A 13116-nucleotide genomic window follows, 5' to 3' on the forward strand; every position below is an offset into this window, starting at 1 on the left:
CTGGCTTGCCAGCGAATGCATTTTCACTGCCCAAGGAGATTCCCATGAAGTACCTCCCGCTTTTGCTCGCCGTCGCCCTCTCCCCCGCCTTCGCCGCCAGCAGCGACAGCGGCGACGACGCCCCGCTCAGCATCAACGGCTGCGTCATCCAGCCTGAAAGCCAGTGCCCCAACGCCAACCTGCAGAACGCCGACCTGAACAACCAGGACATGCGCAAGATGAACCTGGCCGGTGCCGACCTGCGTGGGGCCAACCTGCGCCATGCCAAGCTGGACCTGGCCAACCTGGAAAAAGCCAAGCTGCAAGGGGCCAACCTCACCCGTGCCAGCCTGCAGCAGACCAACCTGCGCGTGGCCGACCTCAGCGGTGCCAGCCTGATTGCCGTGCAAGCCTGGGGCATGTTCGCCCAGGGCGCCACCTTCAATGATGCCAACCTCAGCGCCGCCTACCTGGAGTTCGCCCGCCTGTCGGGGGCCAAGCTGCACAACACCAACCTGCAGGCCGCCGACCTGGAAATGACCTGGCTGAGCCGTGCCGACCTTACCGGCGCGATCCTGGCCGACGCCAACCTGCAAGAAGCCAAGTTCGGCGAAAGCAACCTGGCCAAGGCCGACCTGCGCGGCACCCGCCAGCATTACGCCAATTTTCAGGACAGCAACATGGAAGGCTGCCAGGGCTGCCCGACCACTTGGGACTAAGCGGCAATACGCAGCAGGCCGGCTTCGATTGCCAGGTGGACCAGTTCGGCATGGGAGCTGACCTGCAGCTTGCTCTTGAGCAGCGTCAGGTAGTTGGACACGGTCTTGGCACTGATGCACAACTGCTGGGCAATCAGGCGCGTCGGCGTGCCCTTGGCCAGCATCAGGAAAATCTCGATTTCACGTTGGGTCAGCCCCTGCAGACGGGCATGCCCACCCTGGGCCTGATGCGGTTGGCAGGCCAACTGGGTAGCCAGTGGCTGCTCGATGTACGCATGCCCGGCCAGTACTCGGCGTACGGCTTCCAGCACCACCGCTGGCGACGCGGCCTTTGACAGAAAACCGCAAGCGCCCGCCTCCAGCGCCTGACGTACCAGGCCAAGCTCGGTGTGCTCACTGAAGAAAAGCACGCGCAACTGTGGCAAGCGCTGGCGCAGTCGCCGGGTGGTTTCAAGGCCGCTGATGCCGGGCAGATCGAAGTCCATGATCACCAACCCCGGCAATTGCTCCTGCACCTGCAGCAGTGCGGCCTCGCCACTCTCGGCTTCGCGGATCGGCAGGCCATTGAGCCCCGCGCCCAGGGCGCTGGCCAGGCCCAGGCGGATCATCGGGTGATCGTCGACCAGCAAAATGCCCATCGCGCAGTACTCCTGTAGTGGCTATACCCCATGCTAGAGCTGCCGCCGAGCCCCAGAGCTACTACTTTGGTACTGCTTGCGCTGTCGATAGTCGCATTCACAAAGCGCCAGTACTGGCCTGTAATACGGCGCATAACAAAAACGAGACTGACGATCATGTTGCTGCGTGCCCTGCTCGCCCTCGCCTGCCTGTTGCTGGCAAACACTGCCAGCGCCGATACACCGTTGTTCGGTGCCGACGGTTATCGCATTGCGCTGTACCGCAGCCCTACCCCCGACCATGCGCCTTCGGCGAGCACCGTCGACACCCCGCAACTTCAAGCGTTGCTTGAACAACAACCGGCGCCGCTACTGATCGACGTGTACAAACGCCCCTGGCTACATGCGCGCTTCATCGATAGCGAACCCCACGCCAACCTGCCGGGCAGCCACTGGCTGGCCAACACCGGCGACGGCGAGCTGGACAGCGCCTGGGCCGGCTATTTCAGCCGCCACCTGCAACGCCTGAGCAATGGCGACAAGCAACGCGCGCTGGTGTTCTATTGCCGCTCCGATTGCTGGTTGAGCTGGAACGCGGTCAAACGCGCCAATGCACTGGGCTACACGCGCCTGTACTGGTACCGTGACGGCCTGGATGCCTGGGAGGCAGCCGGCCTGCCGGTCCACCCCGCTGCCCCCGAAGCGTTTCCCTGAACACTGTCTGACTAGCGGTCATCATCACCACAACAATAAGGTGCAAAGCCATGTACAAGATCCTGATCGCCGACGACCACCCGCTGTTTCGCGAAGCGATTCACAACGTCATCACCGACGGTTTTCCCGGCAGCGAGGTGATGGAGACCGCTGACCTGGACAGTGCTCTGGCATTGACGGGCGAGCACGACGACCTGGACCTGATCCTGCTGGACCTGAACATGCCCGGCATGCATGGCCTGGGCGGCCTGATCAACCTGCGCAACGAGGCGCCAACGATACCGGTGGTGATCGTCTCGGCCGAGCAGGACAAACAGGTGGTGCTGCAAGCCATTACCTATGGCGCCGTCGGTTTCATCACCAAGTCCTCACCGCGCCTGCAGATGACCGACGCCATCGAGCAGATTCTCAACGGCAACGTCTACCTGCCACCGGACATCATTCGTACCCAGAAAAGCGGCACCCGCCGCAGCCACAGCGAACAGGCCGGCTTTGCCCCCGAGCTGTTGCAGGCGCTCACCCGCAAGCAGCTACTGGTACTGGAGCGCATGACCAAGGGCGAGTCGAACAAGCAGATCGCCTACAACCTGGACATCGCCGAAACCACGGTCAAGGCCCATGTCTCGGCGATCCTGCGCAAACTCAACGTGCACAACCGGGTGCAGGCGATCCTGAGCGCCGGCGATATCGACTTTACCGCCTACCTGCGCCGCTGATCAGCCGGCGCCGGGTAGCGCGATAGTCTTGCTGCTGCCCACCGGCCCCATCGACAGCAAGGTTTCGGCCAGGGTCATGGGCACGATCATATCCTTGGCGTCCTGCGCCTTGTAATTGATGTCGGCATCGATGTGCTGCTGCACCTGCGCGGCATAGTTGGCCGGGTACTGCGCCTGCTCGATGGCCGACAGGCTGTTGTAATGGGCCTGCACTTCCTTGAAGAAGCCGGTCATTCTGCCGGTGCTGTCGTACTCCTGCTGCGCCTTGTCGCTGACCTCGCGGCTCCAGGCCTGTTCCTGTCGACGCGATTCCTCGTAGGCCGCGCGCCGCTCGTTGACCGTGAAGGTGCCGCCGTCATCGTAGGTGATCAGCGCCAGTTGCTCGCGAGACAACCCGGCAAACGGATTGTCCGCAGTCTTGCTGCCGACGGTGAGGGTCGAGTTGACGAATTCGGTGGCTTGCCTGGCCCGTGCCAGCAGTTCGGGGTCGTCGGTGGCAGGCACTTCCTTGTCGTGGGCAGCCTTGTTGGCGGAGTACGCGGCGCCGGTGATCCTGTCCAGCAGCGAACTGGCCAGTGCGCTCAGGCTGGCGTGGCTCTGGCCTGCATCGCGGGCGTGGCGCGGGTAGCGCTTTCGGCCAGTTGGCGGGCCAGGTTGGACACGTTGCTGGTGTCTTGGCGGGTATACGCGCCCAGCGCCTTGGCCGTACTGCCATTGCCGCTGTTGATGCCCAGGCTGGTGGGAATGCGGCTCGCGCTGTTGGCGCGCAGGGCCGTGGCCGATGTGAAGTCACTGACATTCATCGGGGATCTGCTCCTTTCTTGTAGGTGCACGTCTGTGCGGCGTGCGCTGACAGTCATCCAGCGTCAGCAGTCGGGCGCAAGCGTACCGGCATTTGCCAGTTGCATCCAGTTGGGCGCGTGCAGTAAGCTCGGTGCCATCTACTGGAGAACAGCATGTCATTCACCTCCCTCACTCAAGCACTGCACACTGGCCGCGTCTCGCGCCAGTCAGCTATGCCTGCGTGCGCGGCGCTGTCTTCCAGCGGCTTTTATTTTGGGTATTGGTTTAGCCACAGGCGCCGCTGATACCCACACCGGCGCCCACTCCCCAGGGCCGCCGAACATGAGAATACTCAACCCCCGGTCGGCCCTGCCTACCGGGGGTTTTGCATTTCGGGCGCCGAACACACCTGACACTACCGAGGATTGATCCATGAACCACGCCACTTATTACCGTTACCAAAGCCTTGCCTGGCGATTTAGCCACTGCCGTTCGGGCCAGCCAGCCGCCTCCGATCGGTCAAGCACAGGTGGCACGCAAACACCGACACGAAATCGAACACCTCACTAGGGCCGAAGGCGCGGGACCGAACCCGCCTTCCGCCCAAGGAAAACCGACCATGCAAGCGTCCACCCAAGTTCTGCCCCTGTCCCAACCGCACCCTGGCGCAGCCAACAGCGCCGTTAGCCTGCGCCTGCCCAGCCCGCTGCAACTCAAGCAGCAATTGCCCTTGTCCAGTGCCCTGAGCCCCCAGGTCGAGCGCCACCGCCAAGCGGTCAAGGCGATCCTCGACGGCGACGATACGCGCCTGCTGGTGGTGGTCGGCCCGTGCTCACTGCACGACCCGCGCGCTGCCCTTGAATACGCCGAACGCCTGGCCGCCCTCGCCCATGAGGTGGATGACCAACTGCTGCTGGTGATGCGTGCCTATGTCGAAAAACCCCGTACTACCGTGGGCTGGAAAGGCCTGGCCTACGACCCGCACCTGGATGGCAGCGACGACATGCACCACGGCCTGGCACTGTCGCGCGAGCTGATGCTGGGCATGCTGAGGCTGGGCCTGCCCGTGGCCACCGAGTTGCTGCAGCCGATGGCCGCCGGCTACTTCGACGATGTACTGAGCTGGGCGGCGATTGGCGCACGCACCACCGAGTCGCAGGTGCACCGCGAGATGGTCAGCGGCCTGGGCTTGCCGGTCGGGTTCAAGAACGGGACAGACGGCGGTGTCGGCGTTGCCTGTGATGCCATCCGCAGTGCCGCGCATGCGCATCGTCACTTCGGCCTCGATGCGCAGGGTCACCCGGCGATTGTCGAAACCCTTGGCAATGGCGATACCCATCTGGTGCTGCGTGGCGGGCACAACGGCCCAAACTTCGATGCGCCGAGCCTGGCGCAGGCGCGCCAGGGCTTGCACAAGGCCGGCATCCGGCCACGCTTGATGGTCGACTGCAGCCACGCCAACAGCGCCAAGGACCCCTTGCGCCAGCCCTATGTATTCGATGATGTGGTACGCCAGCGCATGCAAGGCGATCACTCGATTGTCGGCCTGATGCTCGAAAGCCACTTGTTCGAAGGCTGCCAGGCACTGGGCAAGGCGCCGCTACGTTATGGCGTGTCGATTACCGATGGCTGCCTGGGCTGGGAGGCCACCGCTGCATTGCTCAGCAACGCCGCACTCAGGCTGCGCGGGTAACGGGTTCGGCAGGAGCCGGCAGCGCCGGCTCCTGCCGGGTTCAGGTGCGCTGAATGCACCATGCAGCCTTGATGTTGGTGTTGAAGTAGTCCGCACAGAACACGGCATGGTTGGTGTAGTGGTAAAACGCAAATCCACTGCCACCACAGCCGTTTTTTTCACACAGCCAGAAATGCCAGGTGCCGGTCGGCAAGGTTCGCCCATACACCCGCTGTAAATCGGCAATCGCCCGTCCGCTGCAGGGCTCGCAATTGCTCAGCGACAGCATCCACGCCACCGCCTGGTTGTGGTCGAGCGGCCCCCAGTTGTGGATCAGGCGATACACATTGCTTACCAACACCGGGTAGCTCACCTGGCTGCCCCGCTGATCGGTAACCGTGATCACCGCCGTGCCGTTGCCGTTGCCCGTCACCAACCCCGTCGCCGTGACCGAAGCCACGCCCGGTTTGCTCGACGTATAGGTATAGGGCGGCACCCCGCCATTGGCCACACGGGTCGCGGTATTGCCCACCGAAGGCACGCCTGTCACTGGCCAGCCCTGCACTTTCACCGACAAGCCATTCAGTTCGAGGGGGTTGATGGCGATTGCCAGGTCATCACGCACCTGCAGGCTCAGCGCAGGCGAGTTCAGCGCCGCCTGGGTGCGGCGCCGCATGCTATAGCTCACCTGGATCAGGCTGCCGGTATTGCCGCGCACGACCCAGTCCGGCAGGATGAACACCAACGGTTTGAGGGCGTCGACGCGCTGGGGCGCCGAGCTGTAGGATTGCTTGCCGTTGACCGTCAGTACCACTTCGTCCTGCGCCACCATGCCCTGGTACGCGGCCTGAAAGCGTATGCCTGACGGCGAGCTGACCGGGTCCAGGTACTGGCTGTCGCTGTCCAGCACCACCGGTGCGCGCAACACCAGCGGCTCATCGGGGATGATTCTCAGCTGGCGTGTCGCCGACAACTGGACGCGGCCGTCCTCGTGATTGCGCACCAGGTAGGACACCTCGATCGACTGCCCGACACCGGCCTGGAGCACGGCCTCGGGCACGTCGAAACTGAAGCTATGGGCTTGGCCTTCGATGCTGCCAGCAGCGGTGCTGCAAACCCACTGCACGGTGACTTCGTCGTCACTGTCGATCTGCGCAGCCTCGGGTATGCGTACCTGGATGCCCTGGCCAATCCGAACCTGCGCCAAGCTGCCGTCTGCGTCTGCCGCCGCTACCGTGGGCGGCGCCAGCTCGGCCTGCAGCGCGCCAACCTGCACCCACAACCGTGGTGATTCCATGGGGCTGGGCATGGCTTCGCCGAACACCCAGTACGACAGCTGCAGCGAACCGCCGTCGAGGGCCGCAATATGCTCGGCGCCCAACAGATAGGTCATCTGCTGGCGCGCCGCATCATTGCGGCTGACGGTACGGCCCACCTCCCAGACGTACGCATAGTTCTGCGCGGTGAGCCCATGCCAGAACAGCTTGACCCAATCTCCCGATGCCATGCCGGGGTAGCTGACGGTGACGGTGCAACGCGCCAGGGCCGGGTCCAGTACCCCGCCGTCCGCTTCAACCAGCACCGCTCGCGCCAATTCGGGCACGCTACCCAGCACATCCACATAGCGGTGCAGCGACTGGCCAGCATCGGCATTGGCCCGGCGCAAGCGATAGTGAGCCTTCAGCAGGCCCAGGCTCAGCCGGTTGAGCTCCGGCGTCGGCAACATGAACAGGTAGGCCTTGCCCAGCTCGGTCACGGTCTGGCGGGGTGGGCGAATCTCGATGCGCTGACCCTGGGCGGCAATGCCGGTACACACTACGTCGATTTCGTCGCCGGCCTGGAACAGCGCCTCACTGGCCCAGACCAGCAGTGACGCGCCACCGTCGCCCAGGGTCCGCGTATCCAGCACCTGCGGCACCGCCGCGCCGAGCACCCGCGGTGCATCCAGCAAGGTGTTGCCCAGGCGAACCTGAACGAATGCCCGTGCCGACCATTTTTCCGACACGTTGCCGACCCGGTCGATCACCTGGTAGTCCAGTGCCAGGGCATTGCTGTCGCCCGCCTGGCGCAGTAACCCGGCCGGCACATGCAGGGTCACGGTGTGCCCCACCTCTGCAGGTTGCACCACGTAGTCCAGCGGTTCGACGCCAATGTGCAGGCGCAAGGTGTCGCCTGCTTCCATCAGCGGGTACGGGTCGAGGGTGACCTGAATGAATTCGCCCAGGGTCTGCGCGTCGATGCGTGCCGGGGCCTGCGGCGCATGCAGTTCGGAATGCCAGGGTTCGTCCTTCTTCAGGTCGGGCCCGCCGGGCGCGCTCAGCTTGCACAGGGCGGTGAGCCTGAGCGACTCCTGCACCTCGCGGGTGCGCGCGCGGGTCACCCGGCAATACAGCACCAGCAGCCCTGCATCGATTTTTTCCGCTGGCACATACAAGGCGATGTTGCGCCCTTCGCGCCCCTGGCCCAGCGTCGCTGTCTTCACCGGCGTGGGCTCGCTGGCCGGGTCCTGCAGGTGCACGAACACCTCGATCACATCGCCGGCGCGCATGTCGGGATAGCGTTGCACCTCCACCAGCAGCCCCTGGGGCGCGGGGCGCACCAGTGCACGGGATATGCCGATGTCGGCGGTGTTGCTCAGGGGCTCGGCGCCTGGCACAAAAAGTGGCGGGATGGGCGCCAAGCCCATGATGCCGAAAGCCGACACCCCTCCATAGCTGTGCGTATACGCCTGATTGAAGGCTTGTCGCTCATCGTCGAGGGTAACGGCCTGCACATCGGGTTCGACGGTTTCATCGGTTGCTGGCATGTTCATGGAGCGCTACCTCACTGTGTCAAAGGTTCTGGTCCTGGGGGTCGAATGCCGCAATCAGCCCGTTTATTGCGCTCAGATCGACACGCACGACAGGCAGCACCTTGCCGGTTTGCAGGTAGTAGTCACGCTGGATCAGCCTGGCGCCGTTCAGGCCGCCACTGCCGCTGATGTAGAACGCCGCTTCCAGCGCCATCTGCTGGCCGATGTTCTGTGGCCAGGCAGCGATGATGATTTCGTTCCAGGCCCCTTTGTTGGCGCGCACGTCAATGTTGAGCTGAAACTGCTCCACGCTTGGGGTGAACGCGCAACTGCCGCCCGGGCTGGAGCCATGGGCGCGTTGCCAGGCAGCCACCGTGATAATGCCCTGGGACTCGCAACTGGCGCGGCAACTGCCGGCAATGGAGGAGGTACCGGCGTTGGCCGGGTAGGCACAGCGCAGCGTCAGCGGGTGTTGCACCGGCGCGCCAGCCTCGCGGAAAATCAGCCCTTCCGTACCTGCCAAGCGAACGGTCCCGACATCGGCACGCACATACGAAAACGACACGCCGTTGCGACTGACCGAGTTGGCGCTGGGGTTCCATGCCCTGAATGCGGTGGAGCCCTGTACTGCTCGGATCAGTACGCCGCGACAGTAGAAGGCAGCACGACCATCACGGCAGGCCGGCGGCGTGTCCACGTAGCGTCGATTGAGGCGTTCGGCTACCCGAAAGCCGTTATCCAGCTGTTCCTGCTGGACAAAGCCAAACACCTTGCCATGCGGGCCTGCCAGGTTCAGGCGCATGATCGGCAGCCAGCGCCCGGTGGCCTGGTGATAGGCCAATTGATGGCGCTGCGCTCGTGCAAGATCACTCGGCGCGCCGCTTTCGTAATACAGCGCCTGTACTGCGACATCGGCGGGTATCAACTCATTCCAGTTGCTGACCCGAACCTCGCTGATGTCCCCTGCCGGGTCAGTGAAGCCCTGGTAGGGCGTGCCACGCCCCACAGCGCTAAGCCGGTCGAGCAACACGTAACCACTTTTACCGGGCAGCGTGGCGGGCGCGGTGTGCTTGCGCAGCAAGGTGAAACGCTCGTAGCCCTGGGCCACGGCAGTGGCATCGTGCTTCCAGAAAGGCGACGGGTGTGCATCGCTCAGCGGGCGCGCCAGCACACCACTGCAGTTGAAGGGCGCCAACCCGCCCACGCACGTGGTCGAGGTACTGGCAAAGCGTGCGTTGAGCTGCTGCGCCACCTGCGCGCCGCTCTGCGCCTGCACCGGCAGCAGTTGCAAGTACAACAACCCTGCCACGCATAACCGAATGATAATCCACATGGCTCATCTCCCTTGAACGCGTGAGTACCTCTCATTGGCTTTCAGCCTTGCCGCAAGGCTTATTCCAGTGCCTGCTGATCGGGGCGATAGCTGAACAGTTGCCCCTGGGGGTGCATCGGCAGCTGGTTACGGTCCTTGCGCAGCAATACCAGATTGCGCGCAGTGCCACCGCTGGCCTGCGCTTGCCAGAACACCGCCGTCGGCGTGTCCAGTGCCGCGCCAATCAGCACCCCGCTACAGGTAAAGGCTGGGGTACGGCCGACGCACTGCGCCGGCGTGCTATTGAAGCGGGTATTGAGCTGGGCAGCCGCTTGCATGCCGTTCTGTGCCTGAACAGGGGCCAGGCATACCCATAGCAGCCATACTGCACAGCCACGCAAGATGATCGACATTGCTGGACTCCTCCACCTGCGCGGCTACTGAAGCGCCTGTGCGTTGGGATCGAAGGTGAATGGCTGGCCGTTGGCGGCCAGTACATCCAGCTCTACCAAGGGCAGGAAGCGCCCCGTATCTTCCAGATAATTGCTCTGAAACAACTGGCCACCACTCAGACCTTCGACGCCGGGCTGTTGCCCCAGGTAGTGCGCTGTCTGGCTGAAGAAGAACGCCTCCAGTGCCAGTTGCGGCGCAATATCCTGGGGCCAGGTATTGACCATGACTTCGTTCCACCCCGTCAGCCCGGGCACACTGCGGCGAATATCGACCATCAGTTTCAATGCGCTGACATCGGTGCGAAAGGAGCAACTGGCATAGGGGTTGTTTCGGGTGTAAGCGGTCCACGCTGTCGGGCTGATGACGGCAGGATTCATCTGCTCGCACCAGCCTCTGAAGCTGCACGGATTGGCGCTGCCCGAATAGTGCGTGGCGCCGTCAGCGGCATACAGACAGCCCAGGCTCAAAGGGTACAACGCTGGCGCGCTCAGTTCGCGGATCAGGTAACCCTGAGGCCAGACCACCACCCTGATGCTGGCATCGCGCCGCAGGTAGCTGAACGACACCTCCCCCGCCTTGACCGAATAGGGGCTGGGGTTCCAGGTGCGGAATTCACCAACCCCGGATGAGCGCAGCAGCACACCATTGCAGTCGAACGCCGAGTGGCCATTGCGACACTTCAGCTCGGTTTGCCCATAACGGGTGTTGAGCCGTTGCGTCACCCGGTAGCCTTCGTACAGTTGGTCTTGCTGGCTGAAGCCGAACACCTGCCCGCGCGGTTCATCAAGCTGCAGACGCAGTACGGGCAGCCACACGCCCGTGGCATTGAAGTAGTGGAGCTGGCTGCGCTGGGCCTGTGGCAGGCCATCGGGGCGTTGCACGTCATAGAACAGGCCCTGTACCGCAAACTGTGCAGGGGCCCACGCAGCCTCGGCGTTGACCTGCACAACCGCCGCCGAAGCTGGCGTCTGGGTGCCCTGATAAGCTTTGTTCAGGCCGACCGCCGTGAGCCGGTCGAACAGCACATACCCCGCCGCGGCATTCAAAGGTGCGGGCCTGCGATCCTTGCGCACATAATCGAAGCGCAAGGTGCTGCTGCCAGGGTCAGTGATGGCCCAGAACGGCCGGTTGAGCGGCACCCACACGCTACGCAGCAGAACCCCGCTGCAATTGAATGCAGGCGTACGCGCCACGCACTGCGCAGGCGTATTGCTGTAGCGCGCATTGAGTTGCGCAGCGGTTTGCGCGCCAGTGACGGCGTATGCCGTACCCAGCCACAGGTTAAGCGCAGCACCCACAAGCAGCATGCGCGTCAGCCTCATCTCGCGTCCCTCCCCGGGCGTGCTGCCCACGTGTTCAACGAATGCCGGCCGGATAGCCCAGTTCGAACTCACTGGCACGACCAGAGGTGATCAGGCCGTCATACAGGTCCAGGTACAGCGCCGTGCCCGCCCCGACCGCCTGCCCCCACACCCAGTACGGGTCGAGGTCCAAGGTGCTGGCGAGTGCACCGCCTGGCGACGGGTACAGCTGCAGCAATGCCTCGAAGTCACGCTCGCTGGGCAAGCTCAAGCCTGCGTTGCTGGCCAGGGCCTGCGCCTGTTCCCAGGTGGACTGGTACTGCGCGCTGAGCATCTGCAACTGGCGCACACCGCGCACCGTCAGCCGGTAACTGGAGGACGTACCCGCCGCACTGGTTGCGGTGACCGTGAGCGTACCGTTACCCCACACCGACACCTGGCCATTGCCATCGACCCGTGCGATCGCATCGTTGTCGCTGGCGTACTGGATGGCGCCGGGCTGTACGCGGGTGAACTGCGCATAAATGGGGATGCTGGGCGGTGGTCGCACCACACCGTTGCTGTCGCTGAACACGATATAGTTGCGGCTGCTCAGGTCCAGCGTCTGGGCTGCACTGAAGCCCTCGCGCACCAGCACCACTACTACGTCGGAGCGCTTTGGCGGCGAACGCGGTGTGGCGGCGAGGTAATAGACTTGCAGCGTCTTGCCGATGTTGTCATCCAGGTAGCGCTTTTCAATCGGCAACGTGACCGGCTTGCCCGCATTGCGCGACGAGATGGGCCAGGTGACCGAAGCAAGCGTCTGCCCCTGCGCATCGGCGAGGTAGATCGTGAGGGTGGTCTGGAATGCCAGCACCACCGTATTGTCGACCCCCATACCCTCGACGGTAACGTTCAAGCCCGTGACGGGCACCTTTTCAGGATCAAGCTCGTTGCCTTGCAGCCCCGCAACCTGCGGTAGCCGCAGGTTGGGGTCGAGCGGCAACTGGATGGTGCTGTCGGCCTGGGCACTGAGCATGCCCAGCCAGGTGTACATCAGCAGCGCCAGCGAGGTGCTTGCGATTATTCTCATGTCAGGTTGCTCCCAGCCGTTCAGTCATCGAATCTCGATCGAATCACTGATAGCAACCCCATAGCCTTGCCGGCTGCCAGGTGCCGTGACTATCACCAGGTTGTCCAGGTCGAGAACCGTCACCTCGCCAGCGCCTTGAGCAGCCCCTAGCAACCCCTTGGGTTCAAGCCCGAGGTAATTCGCCAGGCCTGCTTCCGGATTGCCGTACAGCTGCAGGAAGCGATTGAACTCTTCGGCAGATGGCTGGCGTTGCTCAACCGCAGCGGCCATAGCGGCCGCACCCTGCGCCGTCATTTCGGAGTCAATACTCAGCAGGCTCAATTCCCTGATCCCGCTGACCTGTAAGGTATAACTGCCCAAGCTGGCGTCAGCGGCGTCGAACGCAGTGATCGTGAGCGGTTGGTCCGCCGTATTGCTGCGCAGGCTGACCTTGCCATTGGCATCTACGCTGGCAAGTTCCGGATGACTGCTTTCATAGCGCGTTGCCTGTGCCACTGTGCGTGTCAGTTGCGCGTACTCGGGGAGATTCGGGGGTGGCACAGCGGTGAAGAATGAATCATGGAACACGATGTAGTTGTGGGCATGCAGCCTGACGTGCTGAGGCTCTTCGAATCGCGCCTTGAAGCGCAACATCTGGACTGACGAACGCTCTTCCCCCTCACCAAGCTGGTAAAACACTTCGAGCGGCGTGTCCAGGTAGGCGCTGAACAGGTTGTGTGGAATGTTCCACACCGCTTCTCTGTCGCGGTTCGGCGTGGGCATACTGGCGTCGGTGTAAATGAGCGCCGCGGTAGCACCGTCACGTACGAAAAGCGTCAGCTTTCTCGTGAACCATTCCTTCTTGCTGTGTGTTCTTACGAAGACTGTGCCGTTGGGCTCAAAAGCCAGGGTGCCGTTGTCCAGGTCGTCGATCGAAGGTGCGGCGTAATCGGTCATGTCATGCAACTCCCGCAAGTGGGCAACCGACGCCTGGCGGCGTCGGCAACC

Annotated in this window: 13 protein-coding genes; 4 read left to right on the forward strand and 9 right to left on the reverse strand. The window is 63.4% G+C overall.

Annotated elements, in window-relative coordinates:
- Window positions 1-44 precede the first annotated feature (44 nt).
- Window positions 45-698, forward strand: a complete 654-nt coding sequence (locus G3436_RS04070; protein WP_163941587.1) for a pentapeptide repeat-containing protein — start codon at window positions 45-47, stop codon at window positions 696-698.
- On the opposite strand, the gene G3436_RS04075 is transcribed toward G3436_RS04070, so the two are convergent.
- On the reverse strand, window positions 695-1336 hold the full coding sequence (locus tag G3436_RS04075) for a response regulator (RefSeq protein WP_163941589.1): 642 nt from the start codon (window positions 1334-1336) through the stop codon (window positions 695-697). The two genes, G3436_RS04070 and G3436_RS04075, sit on opposite strands and share 4 nt — an antisense overlap.
- 156 nt (window positions 1337-1492) lie before the next feature.
- On the opposite strand from G3436_RS04075, the gene G3436_RS04080 reads away from it, so the two are divergent.
- Both G3436_RS04080 and G3436_RS04085 read left to right on the forward strand, forming a co-directional pair.
- On the forward strand, window positions 1493-2029 hold the full coding sequence (locus G3436_RS04080) for a PQQ-dependent catabolism-associated CXXCW motif protein (protein WP_163941591.1): 537 nt from the start codon (window positions 1493-1495) through the stop codon (window positions 2027-2029).
- A 50-nt stretch (window positions 2030-2079) separates the two neighbouring features.
- The gene (locus tag G3436_RS04085) at window positions 2080-2745 is read left to right on the forward strand and encodes a response regulator transcription factor (RefSeq protein WP_163941593.1); all 666 of its coding nucleotides are present in this window, start codon (window positions 2080-2082) and stop codon (window positions 2743-2745) included.
- On the opposite strand, the gene G3436_RS04090 is transcribed toward G3436_RS04085, so the two are convergent.
- Both G3436_RS04090 and G3436_RS04095 read right to left on the reverse strand, forming a co-directional pair.
- Window positions 2746-3249, reverse strand: a complete 504-nt coding sequence (locus tag G3436_RS04090; RefSeq protein WP_163941594.1) for a hypothetical protein — start codon at window positions 3247-3249, stop codon at window positions 2746-2748.
- A 77-nt stretch (window positions 3250-3326) separates the two neighbouring features.
- Window positions 3327-3548 (reverse strand): hypothetical protein, encoded by a 222-nt coding sequence (locus G3436_RS04095; protein WP_163941597.1) that lies wholly within the window; start codon window positions 3546-3548, stop codon window positions 3327-3329.
- Window positions 3549-4147: 599 nt separating this feature from the next.
- Between G3436_RS04095 and G3436_RS04100 the strand changes: the two genes are divergently transcribed.
- On the forward strand, window positions 4148-5221 hold the full coding sequence (locus tag G3436_RS04100; RefSeq protein WP_163941601.1) for a 3-deoxy-7-phosphoheptulonate synthase: 1074 nt from the start codon (window positions 4148-4150) through the stop codon (window positions 5219-5221).
- Window positions 5222-5261: 40 nt separating this feature from the next.
- Here the strand turns inward: G3436_RS04100 and G3436_RS04105 are convergent, their stop codons facing one another.
- The 6 genes from G3436_RS04105 to G3436_RS04130 are packed head-to-tail and all read right to left on the reverse strand — an operon-like array spanning window position 5262 to window position 13065.
- Window positions 5262-8012 (reverse strand): Ig-like domain-containing protein, encoded by a 2751-nt coding sequence (locus G3436_RS04105; protein WP_163941603.1) that lies wholly within the window; start codon window positions 8010-8012, stop codon window positions 5262-5264.
- Window positions 8013-8031: 19 nt separating this feature from the next.
- On the reverse strand, window positions 8032-9324 hold the full coding sequence (locus tag G3436_RS04110) for a hypothetical protein (RefSeq protein ID WP_163941607.1): 1293 nt from the start codon (window positions 9322-9324) through the stop codon (window positions 8032-8034).
- Window positions 9325-9383: 59 nt separating this feature from the next.
- Entirely contained in the window at window positions 9384-9716 is a 333-nt protein-coding gene (locus tag G3436_RS04115; RefSeq protein ID WP_163941610.1) for a hypothetical protein, read from the reverse strand.
- A 24-nt stretch (window positions 9717-9740) separates the two neighbouring features.
- Window positions 9741-11063: a hypothetical protein gene (locus tag G3436_RS04120; protein ID WP_163941613.1), complete on the reverse strand. Its 1323-nt coding sequence runs from the start codon at window positions 11061-11063 to the stop codon at window positions 9741-9743.
- A gap of 49 nt (window positions 11064-11112) precedes the next feature.
- Window positions 11113-12129, reverse strand: coding sequence for an Ig-like domain-containing protein (locus tag G3436_RS04125; RefSeq protein ID WP_163941615.1), 1017 nt, complete (start codon window positions 12127-12129; stop codon window positions 11113-11115).
- A gap of 24 nt (window positions 12130-12153) precedes the next feature.
- Window positions 12154-13065, reverse strand: coding sequence for a hypothetical protein (locus tag G3436_RS04130; RefSeq protein WP_163941618.1), 912 nt, complete (start codon window positions 13063-13065; stop codon window positions 12154-12156).
- Window positions 13066-13116: the final 51 nt, after the last annotated feature.

The sequence above is a fragment of the Pseudomonas brassicae genome (assembly GCF_010671725.1).
GTDB classification, from domain to species: domain Bacteria; phylum Pseudomonadota; class Gammaproteobacteria; order Pseudomonadales; family Pseudomonadaceae; genus Aquipseudomonas; species Aquipseudomonas brassicae.

Bases quoted from the DNA above. Each gene is read 5' to 3' on its own strand.
- G3436_RS04085 (WP_163941593.1), top strand. From the start codon at position 2,080: ATGTACAAGATCCTGATCGCCGACGACCACCCGCTGTTTCGCGAAGCG.
- G3436_RS04110 (WP_163941607.1), bottom strand. From the start codon at position 9,324: ATGTGGATTATCATTCGGTTATGCGTGGCAGGGTTGTTGTACTTGCAA.
- G3436_RS04105 (WP_163941603.1), bottom strand. From the start codon at position 8,012: ATGAACATGCCAGCAACCGATGAAACCGTCGAACCCGATGTGCAGGCC.
- G3436_RS04100 (WP_163941601.1), top strand. From the start codon at position 4,148: ATGCAAGCGTCCACCCAAGTTCTGCCCCTGTCCCAACCGCACCCTGGC.
- G3436_RS04115 (WP_163941610.1), bottom strand. From the start codon at position 9,716: ATGTCGATCATCTTGCGTGGCTGTGCAGTATGGCTGCTATGGGTATGC.
- G3436_RS04130 (WP_163941618.1), bottom strand. From the start codon at position 13,065: ATGACCGATTACGCCGCACCTTCGATCGACGACCTGGACAACGGCACC.
- G3436_RS04080 (WP_163941591.1), top strand. From the start codon at position 1,493: ATGTTGCTGCGTGCCCTGCTCGCCCTCGCCTGCCTGTTGCTGGCAAAC.
- G3436_RS04070 (WP_163941587.1), top strand. From the start codon at position 45: ATGAAGTACCTCCCGCTTTTGCTCGCCGTCGCCCTCTCCCCCGCCTTC.
- G3436_RS04125 (WP_163941615.1), bottom strand. From the start codon at position 12,129: ATGAGAATAATCGCAAGCACCTCGCTGGCGCTGCTGATGTACACCTGG.
- G3436_RS04120 (WP_163941613.1), bottom strand. From the start codon at position 11,063: ATGCTGCTTGTGGGTGCTGCGCTTAACCTGTGGCTGGGTACGGCATAC.
- G3436_RS04095 (WP_163941597.1), bottom strand. From the start codon at position 3,548: ATGAATGTCAGTGACTTCACATCGGCCACGGCCCTGCGCGCCAACAGC.
- G3436_RS04075 (WP_163941589.1), bottom strand. From the start codon at position 1,336: ATGGGCATTTTGCTGGTCGACGATCACCCGATGATCCGCCTGGGCCTG.